Genomic DNA, 18,447 nt, shown 5'->3' with positions numbered 1-18,447 from the left:
TCAGCGCGCCGTGAAGATCAGCACCGCACCCACCGGCACCGACAGACTGATCGCCGACAGATCGGCGAGTTTGCGCAGGTTTTCCAGGCCAGGCGCCAGATCGAAATCCTCGGCATTGATCACCAGCGGCTCCAGCGTGACCACCTGAAAACGCCGGTCATCGAGACGAGTGGCGAGCAACTCGGCCGGGTATTCGTGCTGCTTGCCGTGCAGGCTGACGGTCAGCGGCAGGCGCAACTCCAGCTGCGCGCCGGGGGCCAGATCGTTGATCGGACGCAGGTCGATCTGGGTAGTGATGGTGGCTGCGGGAAACTGCTCGATCTGGAACAGCTCCTTGCGCATGCGCTCATCACGCAGCGGAATGCCGCTGTTGATCGATTCGAGCTCGACTTCGACCTCGGCGCGACCGTTGGGGTCGACCTTGCCGTGCAGCACCAGAAAGCGCTGCACTTCCGAAACGCTGGCATTTTTGGTGCTGACGAACGACAGCCGCGACGACTCGCCGTCCAGATACCAATTGGCCTGGGCCGGCAGCGCAACGGCGGTCAACAGCAGACTGGCGAAGGTTGTATAGAGGGAGCGGTTGAACATTGAACACTCGTGGGGGCGATAAACCTGCACGAACCTTAACCGCCCGCCAAGTTATTGCAAGCCCTGTGGGAGCGAGCCTGCTCGCGAATGCAATGCTCCCCGCACAGCATGTATTGCGGCTTGCGACGATTTCGCGAGCAGGCTCGCTCCCACAGGGGAGACCAGATAATTCAAGGATTCAGGCGACAGCCCTGGCGTTCGCTCAGCCACTGCGCGCTGTTGCTGCGGCCCATGCCGCTGACGGTGATGGTTTTGCTCGAAGCGTCATCGGTAAAACGGCTGGTTGGCAGCCATTGCTTCACATAGCCACGGCAATACCCAGCATCGTTGTTCATCACATAACGACACGAGCAATATTCCTTGGCGGTGTAGGCGCTGATGATGTCCGGGAAAGCCCAGAGATTCTCCCGCTCATACCAACCCCAGCCGAGCAGCACGACCAACAGCAACAATAGAAAGCGCTTCATCGCCGCACCGCCTGCAACACGCGTTTGAGCAGTTCGTTGTGCCGGTAGCTGCCATCGCGGTCATCGCCGTAACGCACGATCACCAGTTTCTGGCTGGGCATCACATACAGCGCCTGGCCCCAGTGGCCGAGGGCGGCGAAGGTGTCGGGTGGGGCGTCGGGCCATGGTGATGTGGCGCCGTCGACAGGACGATTGAGCCACCAATGGCCACCGGGTACGGCTTCGTCCTGATGCGCCTTGTAGCCGGCAAACGGTGTGAGATTGAACGCGAGCCAATCCTCGGGCAGCAACTGCCGATCGTTCCAGCGCCCGCCGCGCGCCATCAGCAGACCGACCCGCGCCAGATCCCGCGCGGTGAGATAGGCATAGGACGAGGCGACAAATGTGCCGCTGGCATCGCCTTCCCACACGGCGTGGCGAATGCCCAACGGCTCGAACAATGCTGTCCACGGATAGTCGGCGTAACGTGCTGGGCCGACCATGGTTTTCAGGGCGACGGCGAGCAGATTGCTGTCACCGCTGGAATAACGGAAAGCCTGACCCGCTGCGGCATAACTGTCGTGTGCGGCGGTGAACGCGGCCATGTCGCGATGGCCGCGGGTGTAGAGCATTGCCACCACCGAAGATTTCAGCGGGGCGTATTCGTAGTCTTCCTGCCAATCGAGACCGGAGGCCCAGTTCAACAGATGGCCGAGGGTGATCGCCGGGTGTTTTTCCAGCGCCGGGTAGAACTTCAGCGCTGGATCATCGAGTTTGAACCGGCCTTCGCCGTAGGCCACACCGAGAACGGTTGCCAGCAGACTTTTGCTGATTGACCAGGTCAGATGCGGTGTCTGTGCAGTGGTCGGAGCGGCGTAGCGTTCGTAGAGAATCTGGCCGTCATGGATGATCAGCAAGGCGTCGGTGCGGATGCCGTCGCGGGTGGTGTCGTTGCGGGGCGCGAAGGCGTAGTGTTCCAGCGCCTCGACGGCCGGGCCGGTGATCTGCGGTGCAATGGGCCATTGCTCGCCGGGCCATTGTTCGGCGCGGACGGTGAGGCTGATCAGCAGCAGGAACAGGGACAGGCCTTTGAACATGGTGGGCGCTCAGGGAATGAACCTGTCGAGACTAGTCGGGGTTTATGACAGATGTATGGTGATTTTGAGGCCGCCTTCGCGAGCAGGCTCGCTCCCACAGTTGATCGCATTTCAATTGAAGAATACCGTCCCTGTGGGAGCGAGCCTGCTCGCGAAGGGGCCGCTCAGGTCACCGCCAAAGCCTTGGCCAACCGCTTCGCCCTCGCCCCTGCCGCCAACTGCATCACGCCCTTGTCCCGCTGCCACATCTGCGCCCACTCCACCGGGCCATTGCCCAATGCCTGGTCCACCTCCCCCGCCAGCGCTTCAAACTGCGCAAACAACCCGCCCAGCAGCACATGCCCGGGCGGATTGTTCGGCGCTTGCCGGCTGGCCTCGGCGCACCCGGCCAGCAGCGCCAGCAAACGCAATTGCAGGGCCTGCGGCCAGTCGCTGTCCTGGCCGACGCCGTACAACCACGCGGTCATGGCGCTGAGCACGTAGACATCTTCAAGGGTGCGAAACGGTTTGACGTAGGCGTCCCAGCCATCGCCAGCGAGCAATTCGCACAGGGCGCCGTCGAGGTACAGGCGACCGTGGCTGATGTCCGGCATCAACGGCAACGCCGGAAGTTTTTCCACCTTCACGCCGGGCTCGCCGGGATACACCACCGCCAGACTCAGGCGCGGTGTTTCGCCAGGCTCCTCACTGCGCGCAGCCACCAGTAACCAATCGGCGGCGTCGCCTGCGGTGACGAAATCCTTGCGCCCACTCAAGCGCAAATCGCGCAGCCGCGTTTGCATATCGGCCGGACGCAGGCTGCGTTGCTCGGTCGCGCACAAGGCGCCGAGGCTCAGCGGCGCGCTCGGCCACAACATGCGCAGCGCCGCCTGATAACCCACCAGAAACGCCAGCCCCGGCGTCGCCATCCGCCGCCCGCCGGCCACCGCCAATTCGAACGGCGTGACGTTGCCCAGCGTCTGCAACAACGTTGCAAAGCCCTCGGCCAGATCAGCTGCGGCGGGCAAGCGTTCACGGCGGTGCAGCAGATCTGGCCAGGGCATGGGCGCCTCCTTGTGGGCTGTCATATAAGCATCACCGAACGTTCATGGCGATGACACCGGGGCTACATAGCCTGACTTTGCACAACACGGCTGCATAAAGAAAGTCGATCGGCTGCAACCCACGACGGGTTAAAGGCCCGTACGGAGATTCACATGACGCAAATCGCCCGCATCAGCGACACCGGCAATGAACGCCGCCTGCAAGCCGAACGCCTGATCGGCGCCGAAGCCTTGCAGCAAGCCCAGGCCCTGCGCTTCGCCGTCTTCAGCGGGGAGTTCAACGCCAAACTGAAAGGCGCCGAACTGGGTCTGGACATGGATGATTATGATGTTCACTGCAGCCACATCGGCGTGCGTGATCTGAACACCGGGCGCCTGGTCGCCACCACGCGTCTGCTCGATCACACCGCCGCCAGCAGCCTCGGCAAGTTCTACAGCGAAGAAGAATTCAGCCTGCACGGCCTCGCCCATCTGCAAGGCCCGATCCTGGAAATCGGCCGCACCTGCGTCGATCCGGCGTACCGCAACGGCGGCACCATCGCCGTGCTCTGGGGCGAATTGGCCGAAGTGCTCAATCAGGGCGGCTACAGCTACCTGATGGGTTGCGCGAGCATCCCGATGCAGGACGGCGGCATTCAGGCCCACGCGATCATGCAGCGTCTGCGCGAACGTTATCTGTGCACCGAACACCTGCGCGCCGAGCCGAAAAATCCGCTGCCGACGCTGGATATTCCGTCCAACGTCATCGCCGAAATGCCGCCGCTGCTCAAGGCCTACATGCGCCTCGGGGCGAAGATCTGCGGCGAGCCGTGCTGGGACGAAGACTTCCAGGTGGCCGACGTGTTCATCCTGCTCAAGCGCGACGAACTCTGCCCGCGCTACGCCAAACACTTCAAGGCGGCGGTGTGATGAGCCGGTTGCGGGTGTACGCGCGAATCGCGCGAGTGCTGCTGGTGGTGACGCTGGGGCTGACCATGGCGAGCGTCTTCGGCGTGTTCGAACGCATCGGTCTGGCCCACTCGATGGAGCGGCGCCAGCGCTGGTCGCGCTTCTTCATGGCGCGGCTGAGCAACGCCCTGCCGTTTCGCGTGAGCGTGCATGGCGAGCTGCCGAAACAGCCGATGCTGTGGGTCAGCAATCACGTGTCGTGGACCGATATTCCGCTGCTGGGCATGCTCACACCGCTGTCGTTTCTGTCCAAGGCCGAAGTGCGCACCTGGCCGGTGGCCGGCTGGCTCGCGGCCAAGGCCGGCAGCCTGTTCATCCGCCGTGGGTCGGGCGACAGCCAGCTGATCCGCAAGCAGATGACCCGCCATCTGCAAACCGAACATGCACTGCTGATGTTCCCCGAAGGCACCACCACCGATGGCCGTTCGCTGCGCACCTTTCACGGTCGCCTGCTGTCGGCGGCGATCGATTCCGAGGTGATGCTGCAACCGGTGGCGATTCGTTATCTGCGCGACGGCGAAATCGATACGCTGGCGCCGTTCATTGGTGACGATGATTTGCTCTCGCACCTGATGCGCCTGTTCAGCCATGACTGCGGCGATGTCGAGGTGCATCTGCTCAAGCCGATTGCCTGTCAGGGCCGCGAGCGCGCGGCGCTGGCGTTCGAAGCGCAGCAGGCGGTGCAGAAGGTGTTGTTTGGTGAGGTGGCGAAACCTGCCGAACCGCGTCGCGCAGGCGATTTGATCGCCGCCTGAAAATACAAATCCCCTGTGGGAGCGAGCCTGCTCGCGAATGCGACCTGTCAGTCGCCGAATATATTGACTGACAGGACGCCTTCGCGAGCAGGCTCGCTCCCACATTCAGATCTTCAGTGGATCAGAGTTTTGTGCGAAATCCTGCAATTGCGGGTAGAACAAGCTGAAGTCTTCACTCAACGGCTCATACAACCGCCGCAACTCCGCCATTGCCCCGGCCAATTCCTCCGGCCTGGTCAGCCGTCGCGAGATCCCGCGCAGCACCTGCTCCAGCACCTCAAACTCGCGATACGAGCCCAGCCAGTCGTTGGCGACCATGTGCGGGGCGATCTTTGCCAGCCGCTCCGGCAATTGCCGTTCGCGGGACAGCACCTGATAGACGTCTGCGGTGAACTGCTCCAGCGGTCGGTCGGCATACAGCGTCCAGTCCCGCGCCAGGCAATGATCGAAAAACACATCGAGGACGATTCCGGCATAACGCCGCCGCGTTTCGCTGAAGCGGCCCAGGGCAGTGTCCACCAGTGGATGCCGATCGGTGAACACGTCGATCCGCCGATGCAGCGCAATCGCCGCCTCTACCTCCGGGTCGAACTGGCCTTGCAGCCGACCTTTGACGAAGTCGCCATAGAGACTGCCGAGTAATTGACCGGGGCGCTGGCCGCCGAGATGCAAATGCGCGAGATAGTTCATGGGCGCAGCTTAGCACTGCGCTTGCTGCTCCAGCATCCTCGTATCGTTATAACCCGATATAACGATTTATGCGCTCGTCAGACCGAATTCATATTGGTATATCGCGATCCGACGATTTAAAGTTCGTCCCATCGCGATATATCGCTACTGCCAACACGAGCCCAAGCCATGAACCTCGACCTCGACGAAATAATAAAAGCCCTGGCGCACCCAGTACGGCGAGACATCCTCAACTGGCTGAAGGACCCGAAAGGCGAATTCCCCGAGCAGTTGCACAACCACGAATACGGTATTTGCGCCGGGCAGATCGATCAGCGTTGCGGCCTGTCGCAATCGACCGTGTCGGCCCACCTGGCGACCCTGCAACGGGCCGGGCTGATCAGCAGCCAGAAGGCCGGGCAGTGGCATTTCTTCAAACGTAACGAGGACGTCATCCAGGCGTTTCTCAGCACTCTCAGTAAAGAGCTCTGACCCTTAACGTCAGTCAGCCGACAAGGAAACCTGCATGCCCCTTTCGCTTCTCATCCTCGCCCTGAGCGCCTTCGCCATCGGCACCACCGAGTTCGTCATCATGGGCCTGCTGCCCGACGTGGCGGCGGATCTCGGTGTGTCGATTCCCGGCGCCGGCTGGCTGGTCACCGGTTACGCCCTGGGCGTGGCCATCGGTGCACCGTTCATGGCGCTGGCCACCGCCAGGTTGCCGCGCAAGGCAGCGCTGGTGGCGTTGATGGGCATCTTCATTGTCGGCAACCTGCTCTGCGCCATCGCCAGCGACTACAACGTGCTGATGTTTGCCCGGATAGTCACCGCGCTGTGTCACGGCGCGTTCTTCGGCATCGGCTCGGTGGTGGCGGCCAATCTGGTCGCGCCCAACAAACGTGCCTCGGCAGTAGCCTTGATGTTCACCGGCCTGACCCTGGCCAACGTACTTGGCGTACCGCTGGGCACCGCATTGGGTCAGGAAGCCGGCTGGCGTTCGACCTTCTGGGCAGTGACCGTCATCGGTGTGATCGCGCTGATCGGCCTGATCCGCTTTCTGCCGGCCAAGCGTGACGAAGAGAAACTCGACATGCGCGCCGAACTCGCCGCCCTCAAAGGCGCCGGCATCTGGCTGTCGCTGAGCATGACCGCGCTGTTCGCCGCCTCGGTCTTCACCCTGTTCACCTACGTCGCCCCACTGCTCGGTGAAGTCACCGGTGTGTCGCCGCGTGGCGTGACCTGGACGCTGATGCTCATCGGTCTGGGCCTGACGGTCGGCAACATCATCGGCGGCAAACTCGCCGACAAAGGCATGGCCGCCACGCTGATCGGCGTGTTCATCGCCATGGCCGTGGTTTCCACGGTGCTGAGCTGGACCAGCGTCGCGCTGATCCCGACTGAAATCACTCTGTTCCTCTGGGCCACCGCGTGTTTCGCCGCTGTGCCGGCACTGCAAGTCAACGTGGTGACCTTCGGCAAGGCTGCCCCGAACCTGGTTTCGACCCTGAACATCGGCGCTTTCAACGTCGGCAACGCCCTTGGCGCCTGGGTCGGCGGCAGCGTCATCGCCCACGGCTACGGCCTGACCAGCGTGCCACTGGCTGCCGCCGCGCTGGCTGTACTGGCCCTGCTGGTAACCCTGATTACCTTCCGCCAGAACGGCAATGCCGAGCTGGCCCCTGCTTCCAACTGATCAACTTCCTTTATTAAAGAGAGGCTTTTAGACATGGCGACTATTTTCGACCCGATCAAACTCGGCGACATCGAGCTGAACAACCGCATCATCATGGCCCCGCTGACCCGCTGCCGCGCCGACGAAGGCCGTGTGCCGAACGCGCTGATGGCCGAATACTACGTACAACGCGCCTCGGCCGGCCTGATCCTCAGCGAAGCCACTTCGGTAACGCCGATGGGCGTCGGCTACCCGGACACCCCGGGCATCTGGTCCAACGATCAAGTGCGTGGCTGGGCCAACGTGACCAAAGCGATTCACGGCGCCGGCGGCAAGATCTTCCTGCAACTGTGGCACGTCGGCCGCATATCTCACCCTTCGTACCTGAATGGTGAAGCACCGGTCGCGCCAAGCGCCATCCAGCCAAAGGGCCACGTCAGCCTGGTGCGTCCGCTGGCCGACTACCCAACGCCGCGCGCTCTGGAAACCGCTGAAATCGCCGACATCGTCGACGCCTACCGCACCGGTGCCGAGAACGCCAAGGCCGCCGGTTTCGACGGCGTGGAAATCCACGGCGCCAACGGCTACCTGCTCGACCAGTTCCTGCAAAGCAGCACCAACCAGCGCACCGACCAGTACGGCGGCTCGCTGGAAAACCGTGCGCGCCTGCTGCTGGAAGTGACCGACGCCGCGATCGAAGTCTGGGGCGCTGGCCGCGTTGGTGTGCACCTGGCACCGCGTGCCGATTCCCATGACATGGGCGATGACAATCTTGCCGAGACCTTCACCTACGTCGCCCGTGAACTGGGCAAGCGTGGCATCGCGTTCATCTGCTCGCGCGAAAAAGAAGGCGCCGACAGCCTCGGCCCGCAACTGAAAGAAGCTTTCGGTGGCCCGTACATCGCCAACGAGAAGTTCACCAAGGAAAGCGCCAACGAGTGGCTGGCCAGCGGTAAGGCAGACGCCGTAGCGTTCGGCGTGCCGTTCATTGCCAACCCGGACCTGCCGGCACGTTTGCAGGCTGATGCGCCGCTGAACGAGCCGCATCCGGAGACTTTCTACGGCAAGGGTCCGGTCGGTTATATCGACTATCCGACCTTGTAATCACGCTGTAGCGCAGAAATAAGAAAGCCCCTGACTTTTGAGAGTCAGGGGCTTTTTGCTATTGGCGCAGGACAAGCGCAAGCAAACACCGTTTAACAACAGCGACACAATTTCCCTACAAAATCCACGACTCGCTACGTTTAAACTCCCCGCCGCGATGATCAGCCATGGCGGCTGATTGACATCCTGCCGGGCAATTGCGCATTTTGTTTCATTTGCGCAGGCTTGGGCTCAGGCGCAGCATGTCCAGCCCGGTGTCGACCCAGCGTTCAGCCTCGGCGTGCAGTTCGAAGCTGTCCGGGGCCAGCAGCCAGCCGTACAGCAGGCCGTCGATGTAGGCATGAATGCTGATGGCCGCGCGGGCAGTGTCGAGGTCTTCCGGCAACTGGCCGCGATTCACCGCATTACGCAGGGTCAGGCCGATGCGCAGATTGCAATCGAGACTGGCCGTCCGGCGCTGCTGGCGCAGATCGCACATTTCATCGGTGAACTCGCACTTATGAAACAGAATTTCGTTGATGCGCCGGGTTTTCGGGTCCAGTGCAACTTGATGAAACAAATGAATCAGCAACTGCCGCATGCAGCCCAGCGGGTCCGGTTCGTCCTCGCTTTCGCTGGCCTTGGCCAGTTCATCCAGCGGTTCGTGCAGGCTGTCGAGCATCGCCTGGACCAGATCGGCCTTGTTGCTGAAATGCCAGTAGATGGCGCCACGCGTCACGCCGGCGAGGGTCGCGATGTCCGCCAGGGTGGTGCGGGCAACCCCCCTTTCATAAAAGGCTTTCTCGGCCGCTTCCAGAATCTGGCTGCGGGTTTCCTGAGCTTCCTCTTTGGTACGACGGACCATGGCAGTAAAACCTCAAACAGGATGTTTCAGGGATGGCTGAATATCCGCTGAATAAAGAGGGGGCGATCTCTCGTGAATCGACTCCCCGGCCTACAATTTCAAACCTTGCGACGACTTTTGTAACAGGGTGGGTACGCGGCGCAGGTGTTTACAAACAACCATGAACGTAAGTATATTACTTAGCAAGCTACTTATCCACCCGGTGCCCGATTTTTACTCTTTCACACTTCTTGTGCGCTTCATGCGCGCCTGACCCGAGGATCTTCATGCAATTCAAGCCAGCTGTTACCGCTCTGGTCACTGCCGTCGCCCTGGCATCGCTGCTCAGCGGATGTAAAAAGGAAGAAGCGGCCCCAGCCGCTCCGCCCCCTCAGGTCGGCGTCGTCACCCTGCAACCACAAGCCTTTACCCTGACCTCGGAACTTCCGGGCCGCACCAGTGCGTTCCGCATCGCTGAAGTTCGCCCGCAGGTCAACGGCATCATTCTCAAGCGCCTGTTCAAGGAAGGCGCCGACGTCAAAGCCGGTCAGCAGCTTTATCAGATCGATCCGTCGGTCTATGAAGCGACGCTGAAAAGTGCCGAAGCCAACCTGCGTTCGACCAAGTCCATCTCCGACCGCTACAAGCAACTGGTCGATGAGCAAGCCGTAAGCCGTCAGGAATACGACACCGCATTGGCCAACCGCCTGCAATCGGAAGCGTCGCTTCAGACTGCGCAGATCAACGTGCGTTACACCAAGGTCTATGCGCCGATCTCCGGCCGTATCGGCCGTTCTTCGGTGACCGAAGGCGCACTGGTCAGCAATGGCCAGGCCGATGCAATGGCAGTGATTCAGCAGCTCGATCCGATCTACGTCGACGTCACCCAGTCGTCGGTGGAACTGCTGGAACTGCGCCGCGAACTGGAAAGCGGCCGTCTGCAGAAGGCTGGCGACAACGCCGCTGCGGTCAAGCTGACCCTGGAAGACGGCAGCCAGTACAAGCTCGACGGCAAGCTGGAATTCTCCGAAGTCTCGGTTGACCAGACCACCGGCTCGGTGACCCTGCGCGCCGTGTTCCCCAACCCCGATCACACCCTGCTGCCAGGCATGTTCGTCCACGCCCAGTTGCAGGCCGGCGTCAACAGCGCAGCGATCCTCGCGCCACAGCAAGGCGTGACCCGCGACCTCAAAGGCACCCCGACCGCACTGGTCGTCGGCGCCGACAACAAGGTCGAACTGCGTCAGCTCAAGGCCAGCCGCACCGTCGGCAGCCAGTGGCTGATCGAAGACGGCCTGAAAGCCGGCGATCGTCTGATCACCGAAGGGCTGCAGTACGTCAAACCGGGCGTCGAGGTCAAAGCGACCGAAGCGACTAACGTCGGCACCAAGAACCCGGCCCCCGCACAGGCAGCTGACAAAGCCGCCGGCGGCAAAGGGGAGTAACCCATGTCAAAATTCTTCATCGACCGTCCGATTTTCGCCTGGGTAATCGCCCTGGTGATCATGCTGGTCGGGGCACTTTCGATCCTGAAATTGCCAATCAACCAATACCCGAGCATCGCGCCGCCGGCCATTGCGATCCAGGTGACCTACCCGGGCGCGTCCGCACAAACCGTGCAGGACACCGTGGTACAGGTCATCGAGCAACAGCTCAACGGTATCGACAACCTGCGTTATGTGTCGTCGGAAAGTAACTCCGACGGCAGCATGACCATCACCGCGACCTTCGAGCAAGGCACCAACTCCGACACCGCGCAGGTACAGGTCCAGAACAAGCTGAACCTGGCCACCCCGCTGCTGCCGCAGGAAGTGCAGCAACAGGGTATCCGCGTGACCAAGGCAGTGAAGAACTTCCTGCTGGTGATCGGCGTGGTGTCGCGTGACGGCAGCATGACCAAGGACGACCTGTCCAACTACATCGTGTCGAACATGCAGGACCCGATCTCGCGGACCGCCGGTGTCGGTGACTTCCAGGTCTTCGGTGCGCAGTACGCGATGCGTATCTGGCTCGACCCGGCCAAGTTGAACAACTTCAACCTGACCCCGGTCGACGTGAAAAACGCCATTGCCGCGCAAAACGTCCAGGTGTCGTCCGGTCAGCTCGGTGGCTTGCCTGCCGTGCAGGGCCAGCAACTGAACGCGACGATCATCGGCAAGACCCGTCTGCAGACCGCTGAGCAGTTCAAGGAAATCCTGCTCAAGGTCAACAAGGACGGCTCGCAGGTTCGCCTCAAAGACGTGGCTGAAGTCGGCCTCGGCGGCGAGAACTACGCGATCAGCGCCCAGTTCAACGGCAGCCCGGCGTCCGGTCTGGCGGTGAAACTGGCCAACGGTGCCAACGCTCTCGATACCGCCAAAGCGTTGCGCAACACCATCGACAGCCTCAAGCCGTTCTTCCCGCAAGGCATGGAAGTGGTGTTCCCGTACGACACCACTCCGGTGGTGACCGAGTCGATCAAAGGCGTGGTGCACACCCTGGTCGAAGCGATCGCGCTGGTGTTCCTGGTGATGTTCCTGTTCCTGCAGAACTTCCGCGCCACCGTCATCACCACGATGACCGTGCCAGTGGTACTGCTCGGTACGTTCGGCATCCTCGCCGCCGCCGGTTTCAGCATCAACACCCTGACCATGTTCGGCATGGTGCTGGCCATCGGTCTGCTGGTGGACGATGCCATCGTCGTGGTGGAAAACGTCGAGCGGGTGATGAGCGAAGAAGGCTTGTCACCGAAGGAAGCGACGAAGAAATCCATGGGCCAGATCCAGGGCGCACTGGTCGGTATCGCCCTCGTACTCTCGGCGGTACTGCTGCCGATGGCATTCTTCAGCGGCTCGACAGGTGTGATCTACAAGCAGTTCTCGATCACCATCGTGTCGGCCATGGCCCTGTCGGTACTGGTTGCCCTGATCTTCACCCCGGCGCTGTGCGCGACCATGCTCAAGCCGATTCCGAAAGGCGAGCACGGTACTCCGAAGAAAGGATTCTTCGGCTGGTTCAACCGTAACTTCGACCGTGGCGTACGCAGCTACGAGCGCGGCGTCGGCAACATGCTGACCCGCAAGGCGCCGTACCTGCTGGCGTATCTGCTGATCGTCGTCGGCATGATCTGGCTGTTCACCCGCATCCCGACCGCGTTCCTGCCGGAAGAAGACCAGGGCGTACTGTTCGCCCAGGTTCAGACCCCGGCCGGTTCCAGTGCCCAGCGCACGCAGGTGGTCGTGGATGAAATGCGTGAGTACCTGCTGCGTCCGAACAAGGACGGTGGTGAAGCGGACGCGGTGGCTTCGGTGTTCACCGTGACCGGCTTCAACTTCGCCGGCCGTGGGCAGAGCTCGGGTATGGCGTTCATCATGCTCAAACCGTGGGGCGAACGTAACGCCGACAACAGCGTGTTCAAGCTCGCCGCGCGTGCCCAGCAACACTTCTTCAGTTTCCGTGACGCGATGGTGTTTGCCTTCGCCCCGCCAGCGGTTCTGGAATTGGGTAACGCCACCGGTTTCGACGTGTTCCTGCAAGACCGCGCCGGTATCGGTCACGAAAAACTGATGGAAGCGCGCAACCAGTTCCTTGGCATGGCGGCGCAAAGCAAGGTGCTGACCCAAGTGCGTCCGAACGGCCTGAACGATGAGCCGCAGTTCCAGCTGGAAATCGACGACGAGAAGGCCAGTGCCCTCGGCATCACCATCAGCGATATCAACAACACCCTGTCGATCGCGCTGGGCAGTAGCTACGTCAACGACTTCATCGACCGTGGTCGGGTGAAGAAAGTCTACGTGCAGGGCCAGCCGGATTCGCGCATGAGCCCCGAAGACCTGAAGAAGTGGTACGTGCGCAACGCCGAAGGCACCATGGTTCCGTTCTCGGCGTTCGCCAAGGGTGAGTGGGTCTACGGTTCGCCGAAACTGGCGCGTTACAACGGTGTGGAAGCGGTCGAGGTCCTCGGGGCTCCGGCGCCGGGCTACTCCACCGGTGAAGCGATGGCTGAAGTCGAAGCGATTGCCAAGAAGCTGCCGGCCGGTGTCGGTATCTCCTGGACCGGTCTGTCCTACGAGGAACGTCTGTCCGGCTCGCAAGCGCCAGCGCTGTACGCCCTGTCGCTGCTGATGGTGTTCCTGTGTCTGGCGGCGCTGTATGAGAGCTGGTCGATTCCGATCGCGGTCATGCTCGTGGTACCGCTGGGGATCATCGGTGCACTGATGGCTACCAGCCTGCGCGGTCTGTCCAACGACGTGTACTTCCAGGTGGGCTTGTTGACGACCATCGGTCTGGCGGCTAAAAACGCCATTCTGATCGTCGAATTCGCCAAGGAACTGCATGAACAGGGACGCAGCCTGCGTGAAGCGGCAATCGAAGCCTGCCGCATGCGTCTGCGCCCGATCATCATGACCTCGCTGGCCTTCGTTCTCGGTGTTGTGCCGCTGGCGATTTCCACCGGCGCCGGTTCAGGCAGTCAGCACGCGATCGGTACCGGCGTGATTGGCGGTATGCTCACGGCCACGATCCTGGCGATCTTCTGGGTCCCACTGTTCTTCGTTACTGTGTCGTCCATCGGTCAGCGTAAAAAGACCGACGCGGATGAGACTACTGAAACTCCTAAAGAGGCTGGCCAATGAGCAAGTCGCTACTCTCCATCGCAGTCGCCGCCTTCGTGCTGAGCGGTTGCTCGCTGATACCTGACTATCAGCAGCCTGAGGCTCCGGTCGCAGGCCAGTACCCGCAGGGGCCGGCATATTCGCCGGCCCAGGCTCCGGCGCAAGCCGCTGCCGAACAGGGCTGGAAGCAGTTTTTCCATGACCCGGCACTGCAACAGCTGATCCAGGTCGCCCTGGAAAACAACCGCGACCTGCGTGTCGCGGCGCTGAACATCGACGCTTACGCGGCGCAGTACCGCATCCAGCGCGCAGACCTGTTCCCGGCAGTGTCGGCCAATGCCGCCGGCAGCCGCCAGCGTCTGCCGGCCCGTGCCTCGCAGACCGGCGAGTCGATGATCAGCAGCTCCTACTCGGCTACCGTCGGCGTCAGCGCCTACGAACTCGACCTGTTCGGTCGGGTGCGCAGCCTGAGCGAGCAAGCGTTGCAACAGTACTTCGCTACCGAAGAAGCACGCCGCAGTACGCAGATCAGTCTGGTCGCCAACGTCGCCAATGCCTACCTGACCTGGCAAGCGGACAAGGAACTGCTCAAGCTGACGCAGGACACCCTCGGTGCCTTCGAAGAAAGCTACAAGCTGACCAGCCGCAGCAACGAAGTCGGTGTGGCTTCGGCGCTGGACCTGGCGCAATCGCGCACTTCCGTGGAAAACGCCCGGGCACAATTGGCGCGTTATACCCGCCAGGTCGCGCAGGACGAAAACAGCCTGACCCTGCTGCTCGGCACCGGTATCCCGGCCAATCTGCAAGCCGCCAAACCGCTGTCTGATGATCTGCTCAGCGACGTACCGGCCGGTCTGCCTTCGGACCTGCTGCAACGTCGTCCGGACATCCTCCAGGCCGAGTACAACCTGAAGGCGGCCAACGCTAACATCGGCGCGGCGCGGGCAGCGTTCTTCCCGAGCATCAGCCTGACCGCCAACGCGGGCAGCCTGAGCCCGGATCTGTCCGGTCTGTTCAAGGGTGGCTCGGGGACGTGGCTGTTCCAGCCGCAGATCAACCTGCCGATCTTCAACGCCGGCAGCCTGCGCGCCAGCCTCGACTACGCCAAGATCCAGAAGGACATTGGCGTGGCGAACTACGAGAAGTCCATTCAAACGGCCTTCCAGGAAGTCGCCGACGGCCTGGCCGCGCGCCAGACCTACACCGAGCAGTTGCAAGCGCAGCGTGACTTCGTGCAGGCCAACCAGGATTACTACCGCTTGGCCGAACGTCGCTATCGCATCGGCGTCGACAGCAACCTGACCTTCCTCGATGCCCAGCGTCAGTTGTTCAGCGCACAACAAGCGCTGATCACCGACCGCCTCGCGCAGCTGACCAGTGCGGTCAACCTGTACAAGGCCCTGGGTGGTGGCTGGAATGCGCAGACCGCGCAGAACGAAGCGCTGAAAGAAGAAGCGCCGAAGATGAAGCTGTTCTGATCCTCGGCTGAATACATCAAGCCCACCTTATTGGTGGGCTTTTTGTTTTTTGAAGATCAAAAGATCGCAGCCTTCGGCAGCTCCTACATTTGAAATGCGTTGCCCTGTAGGAGCTGCCGAAGGCTGCGATCTTTTGCTGTTCGATAACCGCCCAAAACCCGCTTTCAGCAATTGAACCTGAACACACAGTCCCTTCACCATTCGAACCAGAAAACCAATAACAACAAGGTTCGACACCATGCTCCAGCGCCCTGCCCCGCCCGGCTGACCGCCACCGCTGCATCTCAGACCTGCATCACGTTGCCTGCGCCGCACCCGCCGCGACAGCGCAGCCGTTCGCCCTAAAAAAACAAGAGAGACCCAAGTCCATGACAGTTTTCCCTGTGCCCTACGCATTGCCCGCTGTGATCGCCCTGGCCATCGCCGGTCTGGCCCTGCCGGCAAGCGCCGAAGAAGCCGGCTTCATCGAAGGCGCCAAGGTCAACCTCAACCTGCGCAACTTCTATATCAACCGCAACTTCACCAACCCGACCAAAACCCAGGGCAAGGCTGAAGAATGGACGCAGAGTTTCATCCTCGACGCCAAATCCGGCTTTACCCAAGGCACCGTCGGTTTCGGCATGGACGTACTCGGGCTGTATTCGATCAAGCTCGATGGCGGTAAAGGCACGGGCGGTACGCAGTTGTTGCCGCTGGACCATGACGGGCGCCCGGCGGACAACTTCGGTCGCACCAACGTCGCCTTCAAGGCCAGACTTTCGCAGACCGAGGTCAAGGTCGGCGAGTGGATGCCGGTATTGCCGATTCTGCGTTCGGACGACGGTCGCTCGCTGCCGCAAACCTTCCGTGGCGGCCAGATCACCTCCAAGGAAATCGCCGGCCTGACCCTCTATGGCGGCCAGTTCCGCGCCAACAGCCCGCGCGACGACAGCAGCATGAGCGACATGTCGATGACCGGCAAAGCCGCGTTCACCTCTGACCGTTTCAACTTCCAGGGCGGCGAATACCTGTTCAACGACAAGCGCACACAGATCGGCTTATGGAATGCGCAACTCAAGGACATCTACAGCCAGCAGTACCTCAATGTGCTGCACAGTCAGCCGCTCGGTGACTGGACGCTGGGCGCCAACCTCGGCTTTTTCTATGGCAAGGAAGATGGCAGCGCGCGTGCCGGCGATCTGGACAACAAGACCTGGTACGGGATGTTTTCGGCCAAGTACGGCGGCAGCACGTTCTACCTCGGCCTGCAGAAACTCACCGGCGACAGCGCCTGGATGCGCGTCAACGGCACCAGTGGCGGGACTCTGGCCAACGACAGCTACAACGCCAGTTATGACAACGCTCAGGAACGCTCCTGGCAGTTGCGTCACGACTACAACTTCGCCGCCATGGGCATCCCCGGCCTGACCCTGATGAACCGCTACATCAGCGGCGACAACGTGCACACCGGGACGATCACCGACGGCAAGGAATGGGGTCGCGAATCGGAACTCGGTTACACGGTGCAGAGCGGCACGTTGAAGGATTTGAACGTCAGATGGCGCAACTCGACCATGCGCCGCGACTTCAGCAACAACGAGTTCGACGAGAACCGATTGATCGTCAGCTACCCGATCAGCCTGCTTTAACCAAACATGCTCCACTGTGGGAGCGAGCCTGCTCGCGAAAGCGCTGCTTCAGTCGACATCTGTGTCGAATATGAAATGGCCTTCGCGAGCAGGCTCGCTCCCACATTTGATTCCCATCACAGATGCATGCCATTGGTCAGGCCATGTAGCGCTTTTGCGGGCGGCGGTTACAGTGAGCAAACCTGAAGGACTCAGGTGCTCCAACCCTTCACGCTTCCGTTTCGTAGTCGGTCTCCAGCTGTGCACCAGGTTGTCATCGGAAGACACCATTTGATCACCGGAGGATCACCTCATGATCACACGCCGCACCACTGCACCCGATTGGGACGCCAAGGCGTACCAGCAGTTTTCCCGTCTCAGACAACGTCCGGTCAACGAATTGCTCGACCGTATCGAACTGCAAAATCCCCAACGTATTTACGATCTGGGCTGCGGCACCGGCATTGCCACGCAGTTGTTGGCCAAACGCTGGCCGCGCGCGCAGTTGCAGGGCGTCGACAGCTCCGCGCAGATGCTCGTTGAGGCACGCTGCCTGCCGATCCGGGCGTTGTGGAAACATTGCGACCTGCTTGATTGGCAACCTGAGCAACCGGCGGATCTGCTGTTCGCAGCCGCCGTGCTGCACTTTATCGAAGGCCATGAAAAACTGCTGCCGCGCCTGCTCGGTTATCTGAATCCCGGCGGCTGTCTGGCGGCGCACATGCCGGACTGGCGCGATGCGCTGTGGTATCGGCTGATGCTCGACACCCTCGAAAACGGCGGCCCCGGTGGCACACCACTGGGCACACCTGAACTGCGCCAGCGCATGGCGGCGCGGCCGTTATTGGCACTGGAGGATTACTATCGGTTGCTCGCGCCCATGACTATGTCGCTGGATATCTGGGAGACCGAGCAGTTGCAGGTGGTTGACGGCAAGTCGCCGGTGTATGACTGGGTGAAGGTCTCGGCGCTGCGGCCGGTGATGCAGGCGTTGAGTTCAGCGGAACAGGCGCGGTTTATCTATCACTACCTGATGCGGGTGCATGAGCATTATCCGCAAGAGGGGGATGGGCATACGTTGTTTGCATTCAAGCGAATATTTATTGTCGCCAGGGTGTGATTCGTTACGGCCGCTACCGCTTTCGCGAGCAGGCTCGCTCCCACAGGGAAATGCATTCCAATGTGGGAGCGAGCCTGCTCGCGAAGGCGTCAGTGCAACAACCTCACTCGCGGGATTCAACCCCGAGTTCATCCCACACCGATTCGGCCAGATGAAACGTCGCGTTCGCCGCCGGTATGCCGCAGTAGATCGCGCTCTGCATGATCACTTCCTTGATCTCGCCACGGCTCACACCATTATTGGCCGCTGCGCGCAGGTGCAGTTTCAGTTCGCCCTCGCGGTTCATGCCGATCAGCATGGCGATGGTGATCAGGCTGCGGGTGTGCCGGGGCAGGCCCGGGCGGGTCCAGATGTCGCCCCAGGCGTGGCGGGTGATCATTTCCTGGAACTCCGAGTTGAACTCGGTCAGCGTGGTCAGGCTGCGATCGACGTGGGCATCGCCCAGCACCGCGCGGCGTACTTGCATGCCTTCGTCGTAACGTTGTTTCTCGTCCACAAAATC

General features: G+C 61.5%; 17 protein-coding genes. 10 read left to right on the top strand and 7 right to left on the bottom strand.

Annotation, left to right across the window (positions count from 1 at the left end; all coding sequences use genetic code 11):
• From AB4N41_RS15160 to AB4N41_RS15145, 4 genes are all read right to left on the bottom strand, one after another.
• On the bottom strand, positions 1-591 hold the full coding sequence (locus tag AB4N41_RS15160) for a YceI family protein (protein ID WP_016771320.1): 591 nt from the start codon (positions 589-591) through the stop codon (positions 1-3).
• Positions 592-761: 170 nt separating this feature from the next.
• Positions 762-1,058 carry an amidase gene (locus AB4N41_RS15155; protein ID WP_252868926.1) on the bottom strand — a complete coding sequence of 99 codons (297 nt, stop codon included), beginning with the start codon at positions 1,056-1,058 and terminating at the stop codon, positions 762-764.
• Positions 1,055-2,134: a serine hydrolase domain-containing protein gene (locus AB4N41_RS15150; protein WP_252877619.1), complete on the bottom strand. Its 1,080-nt coding sequence runs from the start codon at positions 2,132-2,134 to the stop codon at positions 1,055-1,057. Before AB4N41_RS15150 ends, AB4N41_RS15155 begins: the two co-directional genes overlap by 4 nt.
• 164 nt (positions 2,135-2,298) lie before the next feature.
• The gene (locus tag AB4N41_RS15145; protein ID WP_252868924.1) at positions 2,299-3,177 is read right to left on the bottom strand and encodes an acyl-CoA dehydrogenase middle domain-containing protein; all 879 of its coding nucleotides are present in this window, start codon (positions 3,175-3,177) and stop codon (positions 2,299-2,301) included.
• A gap of 153 nt (positions 3,178-3,330) precedes the next feature.
• Between AB4N41_RS15145 and olsB the strand changes: the two genes are divergently transcribed.
• On the top strand, positions 3,331-4,086 hold the full coding sequence (olsB, locus tag AB4N41_RS15140) for an L-ornithine N(alpha)-acyltransferase (protein ID WP_016771324.1): 756 nt from the start codon (positions 3,331-3,333) through the stop codon (positions 4,084-4,086).
• Positions 4,086-4,880 carry a lysophospholipid acyltransferase family protein gene (locus AB4N41_RS15135; RefSeq protein ID WP_122691696.1) on the top strand — a complete coding sequence of 265 codons (795 nt, stop codon included), beginning with the start codon at positions 4,086-4,088 and terminating at the stop codon, positions 4,878-4,880. Before olsB ends, AB4N41_RS15135 begins: the two co-directional genes overlap by 1 nt.
• A gap of 105 nt (positions 4,881-4,985) precedes the next feature.
• Here the strand turns inward: AB4N41_RS15135 and AB4N41_RS15130 are convergent, their stop codons facing one another.
• Positions 4,986-5,570 carry an acyl carrier protein phosphodiesterase gene (locus tag AB4N41_RS15130; protein ID WP_095180569.1) on the bottom strand — a complete coding sequence of 195 codons (585 nt, stop codon included), beginning with the start codon at positions 5,568-5,570 and terminating at the stop codon, positions 4,986-4,988.
• Positions 5,571-5,738: 168 nt separating this feature from the next.
• Here AB4N41_RS15130 and AB4N41_RS15125 point away from each other — a divergent pair, with 168 nt between their 5' ends.
• Genes AB4N41_RS15125 through AB4N41_RS15115 form a run of 3 tightly spaced genes read left to right on the top strand, consistent with a single transcriptional unit; the run spans position 5,739 to position 8,325 of the window.
• Positions 5,739-6,041, top strand: coding sequence for an ArsR/SmtB family transcription factor (locus AB4N41_RS15125; RefSeq protein ID WP_016771327.1), 303 nt, complete (start codon positions 5,739-5,741; stop codon positions 6,039-6,041).
• 34 nt (positions 6,042-6,075) lie between these two features.
• A complete protein-coding gene (locus tag AB4N41_RS15120) occupies positions 6,076-7,242 on the top strand; it encodes an MFS transporter (RefSeq protein WP_150636450.1) in 1,167 nt (388 codons plus the stop codon).
• 33 nt (positions 7,243-7,275) lie between these two features.
• Positions 7,276-8,325 (top strand): alkene reductase, encoded by a 1,050-nt coding sequence (locus AB4N41_RS15115; RefSeq protein WP_016771329.1) that lies wholly within the window; start codon positions 7,276-7,278, stop codon positions 8,323-8,325.
• A 211-nt stretch (positions 8,326-8,536) separates the two neighbouring features.
• Here AB4N41_RS15115 and emhR read toward each other — a convergent pair whose 3' ends face one another.
• The gene (gene emhR, locus AB4N41_RS15110) at positions 8,537-9,169 is read right to left on the bottom strand and encodes an efflux system transcriptional repressor EmhR (RefSeq protein ID WP_016771330.1); all 633 of its coding nucleotides are present in this window, start codon (positions 9,167-9,169) and stop codon (positions 8,537-8,539) included.
• A gap of 266 nt (positions 9,170-9,435) precedes the next feature.
• On the opposite strand from emhR, the gene emhA reads away from it, so the two are divergent.
• From emhA to AB4N41_RS15085, 5 genes are all read left to right on the top strand, one after another.
• Positions 9,436-10,593: an efflux RND transporter periplasmic adaptor subunit EmhA gene (gene emhA / locus AB4N41_RS15105; protein ID WP_039762673.1), complete on the top strand. Its 1,158-nt coding sequence runs from the start codon at positions 9,436-9,438 to the stop codon at positions 10,591-10,593.
• 3 nt (positions 10,594-10,596) lie between these two features.
• Positions 10,597-13,761 (top strand): efflux RND transporter permease subunit EmhB, encoded by a 3,165-nt coding sequence (gene emhB / locus AB4N41_RS15100; RefSeq protein ID WP_252879566.1) that lies wholly within the window; start codon positions 10,597-10,599, stop codon positions 13,759-13,761.
• Positions 13,758-15,218: an efflux RND transporter outer membrane subunit EmhC gene (gene emhC / locus AB4N41_RS15095; protein WP_024011945.1), complete on the top strand. Its 1,461-nt coding sequence runs from the start codon at positions 13,758-13,760 to the stop codon at positions 15,216-15,218. Before emhB ends, emhC begins: the two co-directional genes overlap by 4 nt.
• A gap of 368 nt (positions 15,219-15,586) precedes the next feature.
• The gene (locus tag AB4N41_RS15090; RefSeq protein WP_305382365.1) at positions 15,587-16,846 is read left to right on the top strand and encodes an OprD family porin; all 1,260 of its coding nucleotides are present in this window, start codon (positions 15,587-15,589) and stop codon (positions 16,844-16,846) included.
• Between the two features lie 292 nt (positions 16,847-17,138).
• The gene (locus AB4N41_RS15085; RefSeq protein ID WP_305382363.1) at positions 17,139-17,945 is read left to right on the top strand and encodes a methyltransferase domain-containing protein; all 807 of its coding nucleotides are present in this window, start codon (positions 17,139-17,141) and stop codon (positions 17,943-17,945) included.
• A gap of 103 nt (positions 17,946-18,048) precedes the next feature.
• Here AB4N41_RS15085 and pcaC read toward each other — a convergent pair whose 3' ends face one another.
• Complete coding sequence (gene pcaC / locus AB4N41_RS15080; RefSeq protein WP_007917093.1) at positions 18,049-18,441, bottom strand: 4-carboxymuconolactone decarboxylase; 393 nt, start codon at positions 18,439-18,441, stop codon at positions 18,049-18,051.
• Positions 18,442-18,447: the final 6 nt, after the last annotated feature.

This window comes from Pseudomonas sp. S2_A10 (assembly GCF_054668465.1).
Note: the sequence above shows the minus strand (reverse complement) of the source record. Positions and strands in the feature narration are given on the sequence as shown.